Origin of the sequence: Kitasatospora cineracea (assembly GCF_003751605.1) — a bacterium.
GTDB classification, from domain to species: domain Bacteria; phylum Actinomycetota; class Actinomycetes; order Streptomycetales; family Streptomycetaceae; genus Kitasatospora; species Kitasatospora cineracea.
Window position 1 is genome coordinate 3,022,406 of record NZ_RJVJ01000001.1, and the last position, 19,614, is coordinate 3,042,019.

17 protein-coding genes are annotated in these 19,614 nt (G+C 76.5%); 4 read left to right on the forward strand and 13 right to left on the reverse strand.

Annotated elements, in window-relative coordinates:
* Positions 1–59 precede the first annotated feature (59 nt).
* The 4 genes from EDD39_RS13830 to EDD39_RS13845 all read right to left on the reverse strand — a co-directional run bounded on the left by EDD39_RS13830 (position 60) and on the right by EDD39_RS13845 (position 4,284).
* Positions 60–1,211: an energy-coupling factor transporter transmembrane component T gene (locus EDD39_RS13830; protein WP_244256710.1), complete on the reverse strand. Its 1,152-nt coding sequence runs from the start codon at positions 1,209–1,211 to the stop codon at positions 60–62.
* Between the two features lie 2 nt (positions 1,212–1,213).
* A complete protein-coding gene (locus tag EDD39_RS13835; protein WP_123555965.1) occupies positions 1,214–1,891 on the reverse strand; it encodes an SCO2322 family protein in 678 nt (225 codons plus the stop codon).
* Positions 1,888–3,366 carry an SCO2321 family membrane protein gene (locus EDD39_RS42050; protein ID WP_123555967.1) on the reverse strand — a complete coding sequence of 493 codons (1,479 nt, stop codon included), beginning with the start codon at positions 3,364–3,366 and terminating at the stop codon, positions 1,888–1,890. Before EDD39_RS42050 ends, EDD39_RS13835 begins: the two co-directional genes overlap by 4 nt.
* A 243-nt stretch (positions 3,367–3,609) precedes the next feature.
* Positions 3,610–4,284 (reverse strand): TetR family transcriptional regulator, encoded by a 675-nt coding sequence (locus tag EDD39_RS13845; protein ID WP_244256711.1) that lies wholly within the window; start codon positions 4,282–4,284, stop codon positions 3,610–3,612.
* A 220-nt stretch (positions 4,285–4,504) separates the two neighbouring features.
* On the opposite strand from EDD39_RS13845, the gene EDD39_RS13850 reads away from it, so the two are divergent.
* Genes EDD39_RS13850 through EDD39_RS13860 form a run of 3 tightly spaced genes read left to right on the forward strand, consistent with a single transcriptional unit; the run spans position 4,505 to position 7,745 of the window.
* Positions 4,505–5,824: a glycosyltransferase family 4 protein gene (locus EDD39_RS13850; protein ID WP_123555971.1), complete on the forward strand. Its 1,320-nt coding sequence runs from the start codon at positions 4,505–4,507 to the stop codon at positions 5,822–5,824.
* Positions 5,825–5,874: 50 nt separating this feature from the next.
* Entirely contained in the window at positions 5,875–6,669 is a 795-nt protein-coding gene (locus EDD39_RS13855) for a class I SAM-dependent methyltransferase (protein WP_341869326.1), read from the forward strand.
* Complete coding sequence (locus EDD39_RS13860) at positions 6,666–7,745, forward strand: prenyltransferase/squalene oxidase repeat-containing protein (protein WP_123555973.1); 1,080 nt, start codon at positions 6,666–6,668, stop codon at positions 7,743–7,745. Before EDD39_RS13855 ends, EDD39_RS13860 begins: the two co-directional genes overlap by 4 nt.
* Positions 7,746–7,904: 159 nt before the next feature.
* On the opposite strand, the gene EDD39_RS13865 is transcribed toward EDD39_RS13860, so the two are convergent.
* The 6 genes from EDD39_RS13865 to EDD39_RS13890 all read right to left on the reverse strand — a co-directional run bounded on the left by EDD39_RS13865 (position 7,905) and on the right by EDD39_RS13890 (position 15,181).
* The gene (locus EDD39_RS13865) at positions 7,905–8,858 is read right to left on the reverse strand and encodes an IS481 family transposase (RefSeq protein ID WP_123555975.1); all 954 of its coding nucleotides are present in this window, start codon (positions 8,856–8,858) and stop codon (positions 7,905–7,907) included.
* 312 nt (positions 8,859–9,170) lie between these two features.
* Positions 9,171–10,160 (reverse strand): hypothetical protein, encoded by a 990-nt coding sequence (locus EDD39_RS13870; RefSeq protein WP_208765496.1) that lies wholly within the window; start codon positions 10,158–10,160, stop codon positions 9,171–9,173.
* A 205-nt stretch (positions 10,161–10,365) separates the two neighbouring features.
* A complete protein-coding gene (locus EDD39_RS13875; RefSeq protein ID WP_123555979.1) occupies positions 10,366–11,391 on the reverse strand; it encodes an N-acetylmuramoyl-L-alanine amidase in 1,026 nt (341 codons plus the stop codon).
* Positions 11,392–11,398: 7 nt separating this feature from the next.
* Complete coding sequence (locus EDD39_RS13880) at positions 11,399–12,718, reverse strand: hypothetical protein (RefSeq protein WP_123555981.1); 1,320 nt, start codon at positions 12,716–12,718, stop codon at positions 11,399–11,401.
* Positions 12,719–13,017: 299 nt separating this feature from the next.
* Complete coding sequence (locus EDD39_RS13885; RefSeq protein ID WP_244257194.1) at positions 13,018–13,608, reverse strand: class I SAM-dependent methyltransferase; 591 nt, start codon at positions 13,606–13,608, stop codon at positions 13,018–13,020.
* Between the two features lie 193 nt (positions 13,609–13,801).
* The gene (locus EDD39_RS13890) at positions 13,802–15,181 is read right to left on the reverse strand and encodes a M48 family metalloprotease (RefSeq protein ID WP_123555982.1); all 1,380 of its coding nucleotides are present in this window, start codon (positions 15,179–15,181) and stop codon (positions 13,802–13,804) included.
* 284 nt (positions 15,182–15,465) lie between these two features.
* Between EDD39_RS13890 and EDD39_RS13895 the strand changes: the two genes are divergently transcribed.
* Positions 15,466–16,545, forward strand: a complete 1,080-nt coding sequence (locus EDD39_RS13895; RefSeq protein ID WP_123555984.1) for an alcohol dehydrogenase catalytic domain-containing protein — start codon at positions 15,466–15,468, stop codon at positions 16,543–16,545.
* Positions 16,546–16,650: 105 nt separating this feature from the next.
* Here EDD39_RS13895 and EDD39_RS39545 read toward each other — a convergent pair whose 3' ends face one another.
* The 3 genes from EDD39_RS39545 to EDD39_RS13905 all read right to left on the reverse strand — a co-directional run bounded on the left by EDD39_RS39545 (position 16,651) and on the right by EDD39_RS13905 (position 19,598).
* Positions 16,651–16,803 carry a hypothetical protein gene (locus EDD39_RS39545; protein WP_157852415.1) on the reverse strand — a complete coding sequence of 51 codons (153 nt, stop codon included), beginning with the start codon at positions 16,801–16,803 and terminating at the stop codon, positions 16,651–16,653.
* Between the two features lie 183 nt (positions 16,804–16,986).
* Positions 16,987–17,298, reverse strand: coding sequence for a hypothetical protein (locus tag EDD39_RS13900; protein ID WP_123555985.1), 312 nt, complete (start codon positions 17,296–17,298; stop codon positions 16,987–16,989).
* A 335-nt stretch (positions 17,299–17,633) separates the two neighbouring features.
* A complete protein-coding gene (locus EDD39_RS13905; protein ID WP_123555987.1) occupies positions 17,634–19,598 on the reverse strand; it encodes an alpha/beta hydrolase family protein in 1,965 nt (654 codons plus the stop codon).
* Positions 19,599–19,614 lie beyond the last annotated feature (16 nt).

The window sequence follows — 19,614 nt, forward strand, 5'->3', positions numbered from 1 at the left end:
GACGACGGAACGGAAGAAGCGGGTGCGGGCGGGACGGACGGGGGTGCGGGTGCGGGCGGTCACCGGGTGCTCCGGGGCGGCTCGGGGGTGACGAAGGCGGGCAGCAGGCCGACCAGCGCGGCCAGCGCGGGCAGCAGTGGCAGGGCGGGCGCGGCCGGCGGGACGACGCTCGGCGCCAGGGCCAGCGGCCAGCGGCCTGCGTACCAGACCAGGGCGGCCGCGACCAGCGCCCCCGAGGCGGCCGTCAGCCACTCCGGGAGCGCCCACGGGTCGGGCCGGTAGCGGGTCCGGACGGAGCGCCGCCCGCCCAGCGCGAGGCCGGTGCCGGCCGCGGCCGCGCCCGCCAGCAGCACCGGCAGCGCCCACGGGTGACGGCCCGCGGCGAGCAGCCCGTACGTCGCGGCGCACACCGCCAGCAGCCCCGCCAGGGTCGCCGCCCCGGCGGCGCGCACCACCCGGCGCGGCACCTCGGCGGTCCGGCCGAAACCGCGGGTGTCCATCGCCGCCGCCAGCGCCACCGAACGATCCAACGCACCCTCCAGCACCGGCAGTCCGACCGACAGCACCGCCCGCACCCCCCGGTCGGAGCGCCCGCGCAGCCGGCGCGCCGCGCGCAGCCGCCGGACGTCCGCGACCAGGTTCGGCGCGAAGGTCATCGCCACCACCGCCGCCACGCCCGCCTCGTACAGCGCACCCGGCAGCGAACGCAGCAGCCGGGACGGCGAGGCCAGCGCGTTCGCCGCCCCGACGCAGGCCAGCAGGACCGCCAGCCGCAGCCCCTCGTACAGCGCGAACAGCACCCCCTCCAGCGTCACCGCGCCACCCAGCCGGACGCCCTGCGCCCAGGCGGGCAACGGGAGTTGGGGCAGCGTGAACAGGACGTGGGTGCCGCCGACCGGGGAGCCCAGCAGCACCGCGAACACCATCCGGGCGGCCAGCACCAGCAGGCCCAGCCGCAGGAACGCCGCGTACGAGCGCGACCAGGGCGCGTCGCTGCGGCGGGCCGCGACCACGTAGCCCGCCACCGCCAGGATCAGCAGCAGGAGCAGCGGGTTGGTGGTCCGGCTGGCCGCCGCGGCCAGGCCCAGCGACCACAGCCACCACGCGCCCGGGTGCAACTGCCGCGGCAGCGCCCGGCTGTGCGCGGCGGCCGGGCGGCCGCCGCCCGCGACGGGGTCGGCGGCCGCCCGGTGCAGACGGTGGACGGACATGCTCAGCGGGTGCGGCGGCGACGGGCCTGCCAGACCGCGCCCGCACCCAGCAGGACCACCGCACCGGCCCCGGCGAGCAGGCCGAGGGACGGGCCGCCGTCCGAACCGCCGCCCTTGGCACCGGAGTTCGAGCCCGCCGCGACCTGGTCGCCGCAGCCCGCGTGCGGGTAGCCCGCGATCGCGCACAGCAGCGCGCCGGAGTCGTAGCGCAGCGGCGCGGCGACCGCGGCCAGCACCTCGGCGGAGTTCGCCGCCGTCGGCACCGAGGCGCACGAGGTGCGGGCGGCGGGCGGCTGCTCGCCGCCGGGGGCGTCCTGCGCGGTGCCGAAGTCCAGCACCACGGCGACCCGCTTGTGGCCGCCGCTGGGGGCGGTGCCCCGGCAGATCGCCGCGAAGTCGGCGGCCGGGCCGGGCCGGGGCGCGTCCTGGCCGCCGTCCGGGCTCAGCACGAACCGCCAGCCGTCCACCGCCCCGTCCGCCGGCACGTTCCCGGCCGGCCCGACCTGCTGGTAGGCCCAGCCGTCGGCGCCGCCCTTCCAGAACGACCAGTAGCGGTAGTCGGCGGCGGCGGAGGCTCCGGCGGCGGGGCCGAGGAGCGTTGCGCACGCGGCGAGGAGGGTGAGGAGGGTGAGGAGGAGCGCGGCGGGGCGGGTGCGGGGGAGGGAGGTCCGGCCGGTCATCGGTCCTGCTCCGGGCGGCCGTCCGCGTCGGTGTCGGAGGTGCCGGTGTCGGAGGTGCCGGCGCCGGTCTCGGCGCCGGTCTCGGGGGCGGGGGCGGGCGCGGCGTTCTTGTGGCGGCGGTTGAGGCTGAGCAGCAGGCCGGCGCCGACGCCGACCAGGAGGCCGACGCCGATCAGCCAGCCGGCCGAGAAGCCGCTGTTCTCGTCGGGCTCGGTGATCGCGGAGCCGGGGGCGCGAGTGGCCTGCGGGTCGCCGCCGGCGGGGCCGGTCTTCGGCTTGGGGCCGGAGTCGGCGAGCAGCTGGACCAGGTTGGCGCCGCCGAAGTTGTACGGGTCGAGCTTGGCGGCGCGGGCGGTCAGCACCAGGGTGGCGGTGGCGGCCGGGTCGGTGCCGTTCTTGCCCTGGGCGGCCCACGGGTAGGCGTTGCCGGCCAGCCAGTCGGCGGCTTCGACGGCCTCGGCGGGGTGGCCGGCGGCGACCAGGCCGAGGACCGTCCAGGCGGTGGAGTTGTAGTCGGGGGTGGCGGTGTCCGCGCCGGGGGTCTTGGCGAGCAGGCGCTGGCCGTCGGCGGCGAGGCGGCCGGTCAGCCAGGCGGCGTCGGCCTCGGCGGAGTCGGCGTGCGCGAGCGGTCCGGGGGTCTGGGCGCCGTCGCAGGCCGGGGCCTTGGGCGGGCCGTCCTTGCGGTCGGTGGCGGTGACCGGGAGGTGGCCGCCGGCGGCGGCGAGCAGGGACTGCGCGGAGGCGATGGTGTCGGGGGCGGCCGGGACGCCCGCGGCGGGCTGGTAGAGGAAGGCGCCGCGCTGGTCGGCGGGGGTCGCGCAGCCGAGCTGGAAGGTGGCCAGGCCGTCCCAGCCGGTGTGGCCGTCGACGGCGACGCCGGCCGGGTCGAGGCCGACCGCGAGCAGGCCGTTCAGCACCACGGCGGTGGAGTTGGCGTCGCCGGGCGAGCCCGGGTTGTACGCCCAGCTGCCGTCCGGGTTCTGGTGCGCGCGCAGCCAGTCGGTGGCGCGGGTGACGGGCTGCTGGTGGCCGCCGAGCGCGGTGAGGGCCTGGACGGCCAGCGAGGTGGCGTTGGTGTCCTCGGTGGCGGGGGTGCACGGGGTGCCGGCGGCCCGGTAGGACGGCCAGCCGCCGTCCTCGCACTGCTGGTCGAGCAGCCACTGCACGGCGGCGTCGGCGGGTTCGACCTTCTCCTGCTGGAGGGCTATCAGCGCCAGCGACTGCCGCCACACCCCGTCGTACTGCGGGTCGCCCTTGCCGTACAGCCCGGCGGGCACGCCCGAGGAGGTGGACGGCGAGCCGGAGGGGGTGGCCGAGCCGGACGCCGCAGCGGCCGAAGGACCGGTGGAAGGAGCGGAGGCGGGGGCCGTGGACGGAGCCGCGGGCGTGGCGGTGTCGGCGAGCGCGGGGGCGGCGGTACCGGCGAGCAGGGCGCCGGTCAGCGCGGCGGCGCCCAGGCGGGCAGCGGTCAGCATGTGGGGGAAGCCTTTCGGTGAGCGGTCGCAGCGGGCCGGGACCTGTCCCGGTTCCGCCCGTAGACCCACGACGGAGGAGGGCCGCTCGCCTCCGGCCGGGCAGTCCGACTGCGCCGCGCCCCGGTGGCGGGGGCGGCTCACGGTTGCGGGTCAGTGCCGGAATCGCACCGGCTTCCCCCGGCCTCGGAGGCGGATGAAGTTGTCGGCGGCCGGCCGGTGGGGCCGGGCCGCGCCCCCAAGACTCTAGCCCTCGGCCGGGGCCGCACCGGCGGCAGGTGGTGGAACGGGTTGCAGTTCTGCCGGGGCGGGAGGGGCCGCGGGGGCGGGCCCGGCCAGGGTCAGCAGCCGGGCGGCGGTGTGCAGGTCGGCCCGGACCTCGGCCAGCGAGGCCCGGCCGGACAGCCACACCAGCAGGGTGGCGTGCCAGGTGTGGCCGACCACCCGCAGCGCCGCCTGCTGGTCGGCGGTGGGCGGGCCGGGCAGCCGGGCGGCGGCCAGCACGATCGCGCCGGTGGCCTGGGCGACCTCGTCCACCTCGCTGCCGACCGAGCGGTCCGCGAAGGACAGCGCCCGCACCATGGCCTCGGCCAGCCGGGGTTCGCGCTGCAGCGCGTGGAAGGCGGCGGTCAGCGCCTCGGCGACCCGGGAGGCCGGGTCCGGCCCGGTCGGCGGACGGCGGCGGACCTGCTCGCGCAGGCGTTCCAGCTGTTCGCGCATCACCGCGACCAACAGGTGCACCTTGGACGGGAAGTAGCGGTACAGGGTGCCGAGCGCGACCTGCGCGCCCTCGGCGACCTCGCGCATCTGCACCGCCTCGTAGCCGCCCCGGGCGGCCAGCGCGGTGGCCGACCGCAGGATGCCCCGGCGGCGCTCGACCTGGCGCGGCGTCAGCGGCCCGTCGGCGGCGGTGGCGGTCACGGGCACTCCAGGGGCGGGGTCGCGGGGCGGGATCGCGGCGTGGTGCGAATCACCCGCCGGGGCTCCTGACGACAAGCTACGGGCCGGTAATCTTCGAGGTCCCTCGTTGTTCACTTTCTCCAACGACGAGCCCGCACCGCTGTGAAACGTGATCTACTTTACCGGTCGGCGGCCTTCTCCGTCGCCGGTCCCGGTGAGTAGCGAGGAATGGGGACTGGGGATGACCGCTGTGTCGCACCCGCCGCTGCGGATCGCCCTGCTGTCCTACCGCGGCGACCCGTTCTGCGGCGGCCAGGGCGTGTACGTGCGCCACCTGTCGCGCGAACTGGCCCGGCTCGGCCACCACGTCGACGTGATCGGCGCCCAGCCGTACCCGGTGCTCGACCGGGTCGAGGGCCCCGGCAGCGTCCGGCTGGTCGAACTGCCCAGCCTCGACCTGTACCGCGCCGACGACCCGTTCCGCACCCCCGCGGCCGGCGAGTTCCGCGGCCCGGTGGACCTGCTGGAGTACGCGGTGATGCGCACCGGCGGCTTCCCCGAGCCGCTGACCTTCTCGCTGCGCGCCCGCGCCTTCCTGGCCCGGCACAAGGGCCGCTACGACGTCGTGCACGACAACCAGACCCTCGGCTACGGCCTGCTCGGCCTGGCCCGGCACGGCTTCCCGCTGGTCACCACCGTGCACCACCCGGTCACCGTGGACCGGCAGTTGGAGCTCGCCGCGGCCCGCACCCGGCTGGAGCGGCTCGGCAAGCGCCGCTGGTACGCCTTCACCCGGATGCAGCGCCGGGTCGCCGCCCGGCTGCCGCACGTCATCACCGTCTCGGAGAGCTCGAAGGCCGAGATCGCCGAGCAGCTCGGCGCCGCGCCCGGCGCCGTCTCGGTCGTCCCGATCGGCGCCGACACCCGGCTGTGGTCGCCGTCCGACGCGGTCGCCCGCGTCCCGGGCCGGATCGTCACCACCTCCAGCGCCGACGTCCCGCTCAAGGGCCTGGTGCACCTGGTCGAGGCGCTCGCCAAGGTCCGCACCGAACGCGACGCGCACCTGGTGGTGGTCGGCAAGCCGCAGAAGGAGGACGGGCCGGTCACCGAGGCGGTGCGCCGCTTCGGGCTGGAGGAGCACATCGAGTTCCGCACCGGCCTGAGCGACGCCGCGCTCGTCGACCTGTACCGCTCCGCCGAGGCCGCCTGCGTCCCCTCGCTGTACGAGGGCTTCTCGCTGCCCGCCGCCGAGGCGATGGCCACCGCCACCCCGCTGGTCGCCACCACCGGCGGCGCCATCCCCGAGGTGGCCGGACCGGACGGCGAGACCTGCCTGGCGGTGCCGCCCGGCGACCCGGGCGCGCTGGCCGCCGCGCTCGGCCGGCTGCTGGACGACCCCGCGCTGCGCGAACGGCTCGGCGCCGCCGGGCGCGAGCGGGTGCTGGCCCGGTTCACCTGGGCCCGGGCCGCCGAACTCACCGTCGAGCGCTACCGGGCCGCGATCGCCACCGGCGCCGGCGCCCCCGCCCGTTCCGGCCCCGGCTGGCGCTACGTCGGCTGACGGTCCGTCAACCCCCTGGTACCACCCCCTTCGTGAATGGGAGCCCCGCAGTGCTGACCGTCGACTTCTCCCGCTTCCCGCTCGCCCCCGGCGACCGGGTGCTCGACCTGGGCTGCGGCGGCGGCCGGCACGCGTTCGAGTGCTACCGGCGCGGCGCCAACGTGGTCGCCCTGGACCGGAACGCCGAGGAGATCGCCGAGGTCCGCAAGTGGTTCGCCGCCATGGAGGAGGCCGGCGAGGCCCCCGCCGGGGCCAGCGCCACCGCCATGGAGGGCGACGCGCTGAACCTGCCGTTCGACGACGACACCTTCGACAAGATCATCATCTCCGAGGTGATGGAGCACATCCCCGACGACAAGGGCGTCCTCGCCGAGATGGTCCGGGTCCTCAAGCCCGGCGGCCTGCTCGCCGTCACCGTGCCCCGCTACCTGCCCGAGAAGATCTGCTGGGCGCTGTCCGACGAGTACCACGAGGTCGAGGGCGGCCACATCCGGATCTACAAGGGCGACGAACTCGTCGGCAAGGTCCGCGAGGCCGGTCTCACCCCGTACGGCAGCCACCACGCGCACGCCCTGCACTCCCCGTACTGGTGGATCAAGTGCGCGGTCGGCGTCGACAACGACAAGGCGCTGCCGGTGCGCGCCTACCACCAGCTGCTGGTCTGGGACATCGTCGGCACCCCCGTCGTCTCCACCCTCACCAAGGCCGCCGAGAAGGCCCTCAACCCGCTGCTCGGCAAGTCCTTCGTGGTCTACGCCAGCAAGCCCCGCAAGGCCGACGAGCCCCGCAAGGCCGACGAGCCCCGCAAGGCCGGCGAGCCGTACGGGCCCGGGGCCGGCGCGTGACCGCCGCCGTCCCCGCCGCCCTGCTGCTGGACGGCGTCCTGGACGCCGCCCAGGCCGCCGACACCGTGCGCTCGATCCTCGCGCACCAGCAGCCCGACGGCGCGATCCCCTGGTTCCACGGCGGCCACCTCGACCCCTGGGACCACACCGAGGCCGCCATGGCCCTCGACACCGCCGGCGAGCACGCCGCCGCCGAAGCCGCCTACCAGTGGCTCACCGACCGGCAGAACCCCGACGGCTCCTGGTACGCCGCCTACGCCTACGGACAGCCCGGCACCGCCGACGGCACCGCCACCGACCTCGCCCGCGAGACCAACTTCTGCGCGTACGTCGCCGTCGGCGCCTGGCACCACCACCTGTCCACCGGCGACGACCGCTTCCTGGAACGGATCTGGCCCACCGTCAGCCGCGCCCTCGACCACACCGTCCGGCTCAGCCTCCCCGGCGGCGCCATCGCCTGGCGCCAGGACGAGGACGGCACCGCCGCCACCGAGGCGCTGCTCACCGGCTCCTGCTCGATCCTGCACGCCCTGCGCTGCGGACTCGCCGTCGCCGACCACCTCGACCGGCCGCAACCCGACTGGGAACTCGCCGCCGGCCTCCTCCAGCACGCCGTCGCCCGCCACCCCGAGCGGTTCCTCGACAAGGACCGCTACTCCATGGACTGGTACTACCCCGTCCTCGGCACCGCCCTGCGCGGCGAGGACGCCACCCGCCGGCTCGCCGCCGACTGGGACCGCTTCGTCGTCCCCGGCCTCGGCGTCCGCTGCGTCAGCGACCGCCCCTGGGTCACCGGCGGCGAGAGCGCCGAACTCGCCCTCGCCCTGTGGGCCGCCGGACAGTCCGACCGGGCCGTCGAGATCCTCCGCTGGATCCAGCACCTGCGGCACGAGGACGGCTCCTACTGGACCGGCTACGTCTACGAGGACCGCGCCATCTGGCCCGAGGAACGCACCACCTGGACCGCCGGCGCCCTGCTGCTCGCCGTCGCCGCCCTCGGCGGCGACCACGCCACCGTCAGCGTCTTCGGCGGCGAGCACCTGCCGGCGGGGCTGACGGTCAACGACTGCTGCTAGGGCCCGTCTTCAAACCCCCGCCTGCCCCACGACGCCTGGCACGCCCTCTCGCCGCACCGGGCGAAAGGCCAAGTACATCCAGTACGAGGCCTTCCACCCGGCACGCCGAGAGCACGCACCAGACGCCGCAGGGTTGCGACGGGGGTTTGAAGACGGGCCCTAGGTGTTCTGTCCTGTGAGGTTGGGGACGCGGCTGGCGGGTGGTTGGCCTGCGAGTGCGGTGTGTCCGCGGTGGTGATTGTAGGTGTGGAGCCAGGCGGGGTAGGCGTCTCGGCGTTCCTGTTCGGTGCGGTAGGGCTTGGCGTAGGCCCATTCGTCGAGCAGGGTGCGGTTGAAGCGTTCGACCTTGCCGTTGGTCTGGGGCCGGTAGGGCCGGGTGCGCTTGTGGGTGGTCCCGGTCCGGGCCAGGGCGTTGCGCCAGGGGTGGGACTTGTAGCAGGAGCCGTTGTCGGTCAGGACGCGCCGGACAGTGATGCCGGCCTGGGCGAAGAACTCGTGTGCTCGGGTCCAGAACGCGGCGGCGGTGTCCTTGCGCTCGTCGGGCAGGATCTCGCTGTAGGCCAGGCGGGAGTGGTCGTCGACGGCGTTGTGCAGGTAGCTGTAGCCGGCCCCGGCACGGGTCTTGCGCCCGGCCGCGCGTCCGAGGGTCTTGTGGCCTCCGCCGTCGGGGATGTTGCCGAGCTTTTTGATGTCGACGTGGACCAACTCGCCCGGCGCGTGGTGCTCGTAGCGTCGGATCACTCGGCCGGTTGCCCGGTCGAGGTGGTTCAGGCGGGCAAGCCGGTAGCGGGTCAGCACGCGGTGCACGGTGGCCGGGTTCAACCGCAGCAGGTAGGCGATGCGGGCTGGTCCCCATCTTCGCAGGACGCGGACCTTGATGATGCGCCGCTCGGTACGGGTCGGGGTCCGGCGCGGGCTGTGGTGCGGGCGGCTGGAAAGGTCGCTCATGCCGGCCTCTCCGAGGGCGCGGTAGCGGTCGGCCCAGCGCTTGGCCGTGGTCGGCGAGACCTGGAAGCGCTCGGCGGCCCGGCGAAGCGGCCAGCCGTCCTCGACCACGCACCGGGCCAGACGCAGGCGGCCGGTCTCGGTCAGCGGTGCATTAGAGTGCGGCATGAGGGCCTTTCTGGTCGCCGGGTAGATGTCGCAATCCACACCGAGCCAGAAGGCCCTCACTCATTTCAAGATCACCACGCCGTGACCCCTGTCACCAACCTCCGTGGTCAGAACACCTAGGCCCTGCCCGGCAGGATCGGCCGGGCAGCGCCTGGGCGCTCCGGCGGCGGGCCGGGGCCGTACGTGCGGAAAGGTCCGCCCGGGGAGGGGAGTTCCCTCGCCGGGCGGACCTTTCGGGCGGATGCCTTCCGCTGCGCGCAGTTCCCCGCGCCCCCGGATGCACGCTGCGCGTGCCTCCGGGGCGGGCGGGTGTCAGCCGCGCTGGATGCCGTTGGTGTCGCTCAGGACGCCGTGGGTGCCGTCCGGGAGCTGGGCGACCAGGGCGGTGCCGCGCTGGTCGACGGCCAGGTACCAGGTGCCGGGGACGAGCTCGCCGACCGGCGGGGCGGCCGGGTTGTCCTTGTTGCCGAGCTGGCGGACCGCCGGGACGGCGAACCAGAACGGGGCGAACGGGGCCGCGGCCTGCGCCGGGACCTGGTCCTGGATCGCGGGCTGCACCGCGGTCGGCGCCGGGGCGGCCTGCGCGGCGGCCGGAGCCGGGGCGGCCTGCTGCTGCTGGACGGGCTGCGGGTAGCCGTAGCCGCCCTGCGCCTGCTGCGGGGCCTGCTGGCCGAACGGGGCGGCCGCGCCCTGCTGCTCGGGCTGCTGCTGCTGGCCGGGGAACGGCGGCTGCTGCTGGCCGCCCGGGTACCCGTACGCGCCGGGCGCGCCCGGCTGCTGCTGGGCGCCGTACGGCGGGAACTGCTGCGGAGCACCGGCGCCCGGGCCGGCCGGACCGGCCAGCGGGGCCTGCAGGGCGGGCACCAGCGGGCCGGCGATCACGGCGGCGGCCATCGCCAGCAGCGAGACCAGGCCCAGCCAGGCGCCCGCCCCGATGCCGAAGCTGATGGTGCTCACGCCCGTGTCGGTGTTGCCGCCCAGCGACCACAGCGCGCCCCACAGGGCGATCACGACGGCGGCGGTGCCCCACTGGTCCAGCCGCAGGCCGATGATCTCCTTGTTGCCCAGCGTCGCCTTCTGGAAGCGGAACAGCAGGATCAGCACGGCCCCGATGATGCCCAGCAGGAAGACCGACGGGAGCACCGGGAAGAAGCCCGACTCCCAGGCGTTGGCCGAAGCGCTGCTGCCGCGGCAGAACGACCCGCAGTCCAGGCTCCGGTAGGGCAGGAAGGACGAAATCAGGAGCAATACGGCCGCACCGGCGACGGCGGCGTCTCCCCTGGTGAGAGCGCGCAGATTCACTGACGTTCCCCTCATTGGTGTAGTCGTGGTCGGCGGGCGGTTGACCGGGCCCCCGTGGTACCGGGTCGGTACGACGGGGCAAAAGCCTAGAGCCAACGTGACGCCGCGTGCACGGCGCCCTCGGGATCCGCACCGAATCGGTACCGAAGGAGAGCGCCGGAAAGCAGGGTGGTGCAGGGGTGGGACGGTGGGCGGGCGCGGTGGCTCACCCGGTGAGATAGCTGGTCAGGGCGTCGGCGAGGGACTGCGCGGCGAGCTGGCGCCACTGCGGGTCGGACATCCGCCCGGCGTCGCCCGAGTTGCGCATGTTGCCGCACTCGATGAAGACCTTCGGTACCTTCGAGAGGTTGAGTCCGCCGAGGTCGGTGCGGGTGTCCAGGCCCTCCTTGCCGATGTAGCTCGCGTACGGCTCGCCGGTGCCCGCCTTGAAGGCGTCGCGCAGCAGCACGCCCAGCCGGTGCGACGGGTCGACGATCGGGGCGGTGTCGGCCGCGCCGTCGACCACCCGGCCCGGCACGATCACGTGGAAGCCGGAGCCGGAGGACGGTGCGCCGTCCCCGTGCACCGACACCGCCGCGTCGGCCTTCGCGTCGTTGCCGATCCCGGCGCGCTCGTCGATGCACGGGCCCCAGGGGCGGTCGCCGTCCTGGGTGAGCACCACCTTCGCGCCCCGGTCCTGGAGGATCTGCCGGGCCCGGTGCACCACGTCCAGGGTGAACTCGGCCTCCGGGTAGCCGGCGTTGGTCTCGGTGCCGGTGGTGTCGCACTCCTTGCGGCTGTTGCCGATGTCCACCTTGCGGTTGATCTCGGTGGCGTGCTTCGCGTTGCCCGGGTTGTGCCCCGGATCGAGCAGCACCGTCCGGCCGTCCAGCGGCCGCGGCGCGCCCTCCGCCGGGGCCGCCGGGGCCCCGGCGGCGGAAGCGGGCGGGGCCGCCGCCGCGGACTGCGCGGGCGCCCCGGCGTCCGGCGCGGCCGGGGACCCGGCCGCCTGGTCGGCGTCCACCCGGTCGCCCTCCGCGTAGCGCGGCGAGTGCGTGGCGGAGGCGTGCCCGGAGACGTCCCGGGAACTGTTGGCCACCGCCTGCCACCCCAGCCAGCCGATCAGGCAGACCGGCAGCACCACCGCCGCCGCCTTCGCGGCCGGCCGCCAGCGCGCGGCCGGGCCGCCGTCCGGGGCGTACGGCTCCCGGTGGTCGGGTTCGTCGTGGTGCGGGGCGGTACGGCCAGTCACGTGTTCCTCAGATCCTGTCCCCCGTACGGGGCGTCAGCCCGTACGCCTGGGCGATCGGTTTCCACTTCGCGGCGAAGTCCTGCTTGGCCTGGGTGGCCTTCGGGTTGAGGTCGTTGGCGCGGACCAGGTCCGCGGTGCTGGGGACCTGGTTGTTGGCGCAGCCCTTGTCGGAGACGGTGCGCGCCCAGGCCGCGTAGGCCCGGTCGATGTCCGCCGAGGTCTGCCAGGCGGTCTTCAGCGCGGCCACCGCGGCGTCGCCGCCCGGCAGGCTGTCGGTCTTCAGCGCGGCCAGCTCGGCCAGCAGCGAGTCGCGCTGCGCGGCGCCCGCGTCGAACACCTTCGCGGCGCTGTCCACCTCCGCCTTCACCGGGCAGCTGCGCACCTTCGCCACCGCGTTGCCGATCGGGGCCTTCGCGTTCTCGCCCTCGCTCAGCAGCGCGTCCAGCGCCTGCGCCTGGGCCTGCGCCTGCGGGCCCGCCGACGGCGAACCGGAGGCCGACGCCGACGGGGAGGCGGACCTGGACGGGGCCGCGGAGGCCGCGGGCGAACCGTCCTGGCTGCCGCCGCCCGACCCCACGCTGTTCGAACCCGGCTGCACGGCGGTCGGGTTGGCGTCCTTCGCCGCCGGGCCGTCGGTCGAACCGCTGTTCTGCACCGCCCACACCACGGCCCCGCCGATCACCAGCACCAGCACCGCGGCGGCACCGATCAGCAGCGGGGTGCGGCGGCGGCGCGGATCGTCCTGGTAGTCGAACTGCGGCTCCTGGTAGCCGCCGAACTGCGGCTGCGGCTGCCCGCCGAACGTCTGGTTCCCGCCGTACGAGGGCCCGCCGTAGGAGGGGCCGCCGGCGGGCGGCGGCGGGGTGAACTGCTGCGGGGGCCCGCCGAAGGGCTGCCCGCCGAAGCTCTGGTTCCCACCGAAGGAGGGACCGCCGGCCGGGGGCGGGGTGAAGCCCTGCTGCTGCGGCGGGAACTGCTGCTGTTGCTGCGGCGGCGGACCGGGCGGGAACTGCTGCTGCTGGTACGGGGGTTGGGGCTGCCCGCCGAAGGTCTGCGGCGGCGGACCGGGCGGGAACTGCTGCTGCGGCGCGGGCGCCTGCGGCTGGGCCTGCGGGGCTTGCTGCTGCGGCGGCGGTTCGGCCTGCGGCGGCTGCTGGGCGGCGGGCGGGGGGACGGGCGCGGCCGGGATCGGCGGCAGCGGGATCGCGGTGGTGGGCGGGCCCGCCGCGGCCGGGTCGTCCGCCACCGGGCGGCGGACCCAGCCGCCCGCGCCGTTGTTCGCGGTCGGGTCCCAGACCGCCCTCGCGGTGCCGCCCTGTTCCGTCATGCCCTGTCCTCGCCCCCACTGAACCGGTCCCGCACCGGTGGCCGGTGCCGTGCTCCGAACGGGCCGCTCCCCGAACGGATCGTTCGTCGTCTGCCGCCGACACCGTACCGGCCGCCGGTGGGGCCGGTCACGGCGGATCGGCAACGCGTCGTGGTGGGGACGACGCCCCAGCAGCGGTGATCGTTCCCGTCCCGGGCCGGAAATCCGCAGCCGGGACGAGGTCCGGACAGGGCCGGGACGAGGTCGGGACGGAACCGGGACGAGGTCGGGACGCGGCGGGGGACGGCCCTGGCGGACGGTCAGCCGGCCGCCCCGGCCGGACGGCGCAGCACCCGCAGCGAACCCGTCACCGACAGCTCCTCGAAGCCCTCCGCGAGCGCCCGCAGGTACACCCGGTAGGGGGCCTGGCCGCCGTCCGCCGGGTCGGGGAACACGTCGTGCACCACCAGCAGGCCGTCCGCGGCCAGGTGCGGCACCCAGCCCTCGTAGTCGCCGGTGGCGTGCTCGTCGGTGTGCCCGCCGTCCACGAACACCAGGGACAGCGGGCCCCGCCACACCGCCGCGACCTGCGGAGACCGGCCGACCAGCGCGATCACGTGCTGCTCCAGGCCGGCCGCGTGCAAGGTGCGGCGGAAGCGCGGCAGGGTGTCCATCAGGCCGACCTCCGGGTCGACCAGCGACGGGTCGTGGTACTCCCAGCCCGGCTGCTGCTCCTCCGAGCCGCGGTGGTGGTCGACGGTCAGCGCGACCGTCCCGGTCCGGCGGGCGGCGTCCGCCAGCAGGATCGCCGAACGCCCGCAGTAGGTGCCGATCTCCAGCAGCGGCAGCCCGGTGCGCCCGGCCGCGTCGAGCGCCGCCGCGTACAGCGCCAGGCCCTCGTCCTCCGGCATGAAACCGGTGGCGGCCCGGAACGCGGCCAGCACCTGTGCGTCCGGCGCCTGGGCGGACGGCGCCTGGGCGTCCGAAGCCCGGGTGTCCGGCGCCTGGGCGGACGGGGCGGCGGGGGTGGGGTCGGTCATCGGGCGCTCCTGCCGGGCCGGGGGGTGACTGACTCAGGACCCTACTGGATGGTAGGAACCGGTCTCAGAGCAGCTCGGCGGCGATCCGCACCCGGCTCCCCGCGAGCTCCGCCTCGATCACCCCGGCCCGCCCGGCGTCCAGCACCACCGGCGGCCGGTCCGCCGGGGTAGCGGCGTCCAGCATCCGCAGCCGCAGGTAGGTCGGCGGGTGCGAGGAGTCGCTCGCCGACACCTCCCGCTCGGACACCCGGACCCGGCGCTCCTCCTCGCTCGCCGGCACCGACCCGGCGGCCTCCGCCAGCGCCTCCCACAGGCCGGGCGCCGGCACCCCCGGCCGGGGCCGGGCCAGCGCCCGCTGCCGGACCAGCACCGTCTCCAGGGTCGGTGCGTGGAACTGCGCCCGCAGCATGCCCTGGGCGTCCCGGGCGGAGGTCAGCCGGGCCGCCATCCGGTCGGCCCGGTACTCGGCGGCCTGCCCGTCCCGCAGGTGCAGGCGGTACATCAGCCCGGCCACCGCCCGCACCCCCAGGTTGACCACGCCCAGCACCAGGTTGGCGGCCGACGAGGCCACGGCCGTCAGCGGGTTGTTGTAGTCCTCGTTGTCGCGCGAGGGCCGGGTCAGCCGCTCCCACTCGACCAGCGCGTTCACCGCGGCCCCCGTCCACAGGCCGCGCCGGCTGTCCTGGTTCACGTCGTGCCCGAGCTCGTGCCCGAGCAGCGCGACCCGCTGCTGCCGGCCGAGCACCGTCCACAGCGGCAGCCCGATCTCCAACTGCCGGTGGCGGCGCAGCCCGTAGGAACCGAACGAGGCGTTGAACTGCCCCGTCACCACGATCGAGTGCACCGGCGGCGCGCCCAGCTCCGCCGCCACCGCGTCGACCAGCCCGTACAGCTCCGGCGCGGCCTCGCGCGACAGCGCCCCCTCGCGCTGCGGCCGCCCCAGCCGGGGGCGCAGCAGGAACGCCAGCACCAGCGCGAACGCACCCAGCGCCCGGGCCGGCCAGCTCGGCGCCGGCCACCCCGCCAGCAGCGCCACGCCCGCCAGCAGCACCGCCAGCGACACCAGGTGCACCGCCCCCGCGAGCAGGAACGCCGCCACCGCCGAGCCGTGCCGCAGCTCCGAACCGTCCGCCGCGACCAGCCGGAACACCTGCTCGGTGCGCTCCCGGACCGCCTGCCGCTCCCGCGCGGTGCGCCGCGCCGCCCGCTCGGCCCGCCGCCGGGCCCGGCCCGGCAGGCCCGCCGTCGACGGCTCCGGCGGCAGCAGGTTCCACTCGCAGGACGCGCACCAGAGCGGGAACCGCCCCGGCGGGGGCAGCGGTGCCCCGCAGTCGGGGCACCTCCCGGTGGCGGGGGAGCCGGCTTCCTGCGCGGGGACGGCGGCCTGGGCGGGGACGGCGGCTTGCGCCCCGGTGGCCGGGGCGGGGGGTTCGGTGAGCGACACGGCGGCGGATCATGCCACACCCGGGACACCGGGCGGAAGCGGTTTCGGCCCGGTGCCCCGGGGCCCGTCCCCGACCCGCTGCCGACCCGCCGCCGGGCCACGGCTTCGCCCACCACCGGGCCACGGCTTCGCCCACCGCCGCGCCCACCGCCGGACCGCCGCCGCGCCCGTGCGCCGTGGCGCGCCCGTGCGCTATACAGAGGGCGGCCAGCGGGCGGACGCACCCCGACGCGTCCCCCGAAGCACCGCCGCCGCCCGGCGGCGACCGACCCCGGGAGCAGCCCGTGCGCGCAGCGATCCTGCGAGAGACCGGACAGGACACCCTGGACGTCCGCGACGACGTCGAAGCGGTCGGCTTCGGACCGGGCCGGGTCCGGGTCCGGATCCGGGCCGCCAGCCTCTGCCACTCCGACCTGTCCGCGATGACCGGGGTGCTGCCGCAGCCCGCCCCGTTCGTACCCGGCCACGAGGGCGCCGGCGAGGTCGTCGAGGTCGGCGAGGGCGTGTCCGGCCTGGCCCCCGGCGACCGGGTGGTGCTCTGCTGGATGCCCCCGTGCGGCCACTGCCCCGCCTGCCGGGCCGGCCGCAGCCACCTGTGCGTCGCCTCGCTCCGCCGGCTCGCCACCCCGACCTTCCGGCTCGCCGACGGCACCGACGCGTACGGCTTCTACAGCACCGGCGCCTTCGCCGAGGAACTCGTCGTCGCCGCCGACAGCCTGCTCCCCGTCCCCGCCGACCTGCCCTACGAACTCGCCGCGCTGATCGGCTGCGGCGTCACCACCGGGCTCGGCGCCGTCGTCAACACCGCGAAGGTGGAAGCCGGTTCGACGGTCGCGGTGATCGGCGCGGGCGGCGTCGGCATCGCCGCCGTCCAGGGCGCCCGGATCAGCGGCGCCGCCCGGATCACCGTGGTCGACCCGGTCGCCTCCCGGCGCGAGCGGGCCCTCGGCTTCGGCGCCACCGAGGCCATCGCCCCCGAGGAGCTCAAGGCCGCCGCCCGCACCCTGCCCGCCGGCGGCTACGACCACGTCTTCGAGGCCGTCGGCCGCGCCGCCACCGTCCGGGCCGGCTACGACGCGGCCCGCCGCGGCGGCGCGGTCGTGGTGATCGGCGCCGGCGCCAAGGACGACCAGGTCTCCTTCAGCATGGGCGAACTCTTCTTCAACGAGAAGCGCCTGCTGCCCTCGATGTACGGCGGCGGCGACGTCCGCCGCACCGCCGACCTGGCCGTCACCCTCTGGCGCGCCGGACGGCTCGACCTGGCCGGCATGATCACCCACCGCCTGCCGCTGGAGCGCGTCAACGAGGCGGTCGCCCAGATGCGGGCCGGCGAGGCGCTGCGCACCGTCCTGCTGACGGACTGAAACCGTCCCGGGCCGGACGGGCGACGCCCCCGGTTCCCGTCAGGACGGTGACGGGAACCGGGGGCGTCGGCGGTGCGGTGCTGGTCTCCTCCGGACGGCAGGCCGTCAGCGGCGGTGGCGGCCGTGCGGGTCCGCCTCCGGCGCGTCGTCGTTGGCGGTGCCGCCCCGGTGCCGACCGTGCGCCCCGCCGTCGGCGGTCTCGTCGGCGCCGGGCGCGCGGTGGTCGTGCTCGGTGGTGTCGTCGATGGACTCGGACATCAGGTCAGTCTTCTCCGTGCGAAAGATTGCGGACTGCGGTCAACGCTGCCGACGGAACCCGGGCAGCAGACAACCGGCCGCCCTCGCGGCGACCCGTACGGGGCCACGACAACGGCCGAATCGGATACGGAGCCTACCGAAACCCCCCGCCACCGCGCGGAGAACCTCCGATCGGCCGGGAAATCAGGAAACCCGGGAACCGCCCGGGGCCCGCAGGGCGTCCACCGCCAGCGCCGCCCACCCCGCGGCCGCCGCGAACCCGCCGACCGGGAGCCGCCCCGCCGCCGCCAACTGCCCCGCCGTCCCCAGCACGGTCAGCTCGACGGCCGCCAGCAGCAGCACCGCCTGCCCCGCCGTCCGCACCGGAACCCGCAGGTCGAACGGCCCCGCCAGTGCCGCCGCCCGCACGAACAGCCGCACCAGCACCAGCCCCGGCAGCACCCCGACGAAGAACGCCCCCGCCAGCCACGGCGACAGCACCCCCAGCCCCAGCACCGCACCCCCGAAGCGGCCAGCGCCGTCCCCGCCCCCGGCCGCCTGCCGTGCCGCCGCCCCAACGCCGCGGCCCCCGCACCCAGCGCGACCAGCACCGCCGCCCCGCCGACCGCCCACCACTCCGGACGGTCCGTCAGCACCCCGCCCGCCACGCCCGGCAGCGCCAGCTTCACCGCCGCCCCCAACCCCGGCGCCACCACCGCCACCGCCGGACCGGGCCCGCCGAACCGGGCCGGACCGCCCGTCAGCACCGGCGCCGCCGACGCCACTGTCGCCACCGTCGAACCGCGCACGAGAACCCCCGGAGGAAGAGAAGAGGAGAGGAAGAGGAACGCTCAGGCCGGACGGCCGGTGCGCAGGAAGGCCGCCAACAACTCGTGCAGCACCGCCGAACCCTCCTCGGCGAGCAGCTCGTGCCCCGCCCCGGCCACCTCCACGTACCGGAAGTCGACACCCTCCAACCGCCCCAGCCGCAGCAACTCGTGCCGCAGCGCCCGGGACTGGCCCACCGGCACCACCTCGTCCCGGTCGCCGTGCACCACCAGCAGCGGCGCCGACAGCAGCGGAGCCACCCGCAGGACGTCGCGCGGACCCCTGGCGTCGGCGACCTCCAGGTCGCCGCCCAGCCGGGCGGTCAGCGCCCGGACCGGCGCACCCGCCTCCGCCAGCAGCCGGCGGCCGGACAGGAACGGCGCCACCACCGCGCACCGGGCCACCGACCCCGCCGGGGCGTGCGCCGCCGCCAGCAGCGCCAGGAACGCCCCGTAACTCACCCCGAACAGCGCCGGCGGCTCCAACCCCAGCGCCGCCCGCTGCCCCGCCACGCCCTCCAGCAGCGCCAGCACGTCCTCCAGGTCCGGGCCGCCCCACGCGCCGTTGACCGCCGCCGCGTACTGCGGGCCGTACCCCGTCGAGCCGCGCTGGTTCGGGGCCAGCACCGCCGTGCCGTCCGCGGCGATCCGCTGCAGCGCCGGATCGAACTCCAACCGCCAGGCGTCCGCCGGACCGCCGTGCAGGGCCAGCACCAGGTGCGGCGCCGACAGCCACGACTCGCCGCCGTACACCACCGCCTCGACCGGACCGGCCGGACCCGCCAGCTCCAGGCACTGGGCCGCCCGCCACCGGCCGCCGTCCCCGGGCCCGGCCGACCCGTCCAACCGCCAGCCCACCGGCTCCGCCCCCGCCGCCGCGGTACCCGAACCCGCCTGCGGCGCACCGCCGTTGAGCGGAGCCAGGGCCAGCGGCAGCGCCATCGGGGCGCTCCCCGCGAGCGGCTCGGCGGCCAGCAGCGCCGCGACGTCCAGGGTGGCCAGCGCGGCCGGGCGGTCCGGCGCCGAGTACGGCATCCGCAGACCCGCCGCCGACCAGTGCCCGACCCCGCCCCACCGCCCCGGCGGCACCGGCAGCGGCCGCAGCCGCCGCTCGCCCGCCCGCCACAGCACCAGCGCGGACGCCGCACCGTGGTCCACCTGCAGCACCACCTGCGGCTCCTCGCCCGGCCCCCGGCCCGGCGCCGCCGCGACCGGCCGCAGCAGCCGCCCCGGCTGGTGCAGGCAGTCCGGGAACCGCACCGGCTCCGCACCGCCGATCAGCGCCCAACCGAGCCGGTCCACGCCCGGGGCGTCGCTGCGCAGCATCCCGAAACCCGACGCCGGGTCGAACAGCACCAGCCGGTCGTTGCTCTCCTCGCCCAACTCCAACAGCGGTGTGGTGACGCCCAGTTCGAGATCCAGCACGACCGTCTTCAGCCGCCCCCCGGCCAGCCGGTCCAGCGCCAGCAGCCGCCCCGCCGCGTCCAGCCACACCCCGCCGCCGCACAGCCCCGGCAGCTCCGCGACCGCCCGCGGCGCGGACCCGTCCGCGGCCAGCAGCCACACCGAGGTCACCGGCCGGCCGTCCGTCCCCAGCAGCACCGCGACCGGCTCCGCCGATGCCGATGCCGATGCCGTCGTCGCCGTCGCTTCCGGCAGCGCGAGCAGCCGCAACGCCGGCAGCCGCACCGACGCCAGCAGCACCTCCGGCTCCCCGGCCGCCAGCAGCACCACCGCGTGCCCCTCCCCGTCCGGCCCGTCCGGCCGGCACACCAGCACCCGCCCGTCCGGCAGCGCCAGCACCTGCGACCGCAGGCCCTCCGCCGACGCCAGCCCGGTCGGCACGGCCGGACCGTCCCCGGGCAGCCGCCAACTCTCCGGGTACCACCCGCCGTCGGCCCCGGCGGCGAGGCACGCGGCGTGCGAGCCGTCACCGGCGAAAGTGAAGCCGAACCGCCGCAACGCGAGGTGCACGGTCTGCGTGCTCATCGGGAACCTTTCGGCG

Excerpts from the sequence above, each read along its gene's own strand:
- EDD39_RS13865 (WP_123555975.1), bottom strand. The coding sequence starts at position 8,858 with ATGCCGCACTCTAATGCACCGCTGACCGAGACCGGCCGCCTGCGTCTG.
- EDD39_RS13880 (WP_123555981.1), bottom strand. The coding sequence starts at position 12,718 with ATGACGGAACAGGGCGGCACCGCGAGGGCGGTCTGGGACCCGACCGCG.
- EDD39_RS39545 (WP_157852415.1), bottom strand. The coding sequence starts at position 16,803 with ATGTCCGAGTCCATCGACGACACCACCGAGCACGACCACCGCGCGCCC.
- EDD39_RS13830 (WP_244256710.1), bottom strand. The coding sequence starts at position 1,211 with ATGTCCGTCCACCGTCTGCACCGGGCGGCCGCCGACCCCGTCGCGGGC.
- EDD39_RS13885 (WP_244257194.1), bottom strand. The coding sequence starts at position 13,608 with ATGCCGGAGGACGAGGGCCTGGCGCTGTACGCGGCGGCGCTCGACGCG.
- EDD39_RS42050 (WP_123555967.1), bottom strand. The coding sequence starts at position 3,366 with ATGCTGACCGCTGCCCGCCTGGGCGCCGCCGCGCTGACCGGCGCCCTG.
- EDD39_RS13835 (WP_123555965.1), bottom strand. The coding sequence starts at position 1,891 with ATGACCGGCCGGACCTCCCTCCCCCGCACCCGCCCCGCCGCGCTCCTC.
- EDD39_RS13905 (WP_123555987.1), bottom strand. The coding sequence starts at position 19,598 with ATGAGCACGCAGACCGTGCACCTCGCGTTGCGGCGGTTCGGCTTCACT.
- EDD39_RS13850 (WP_123555971.1), top strand. The coding sequence starts at position 4,505 with ATGACCGCTGTGTCGCACCCGCCGCTGCGGATCGCCCTGCTGTCCTAC.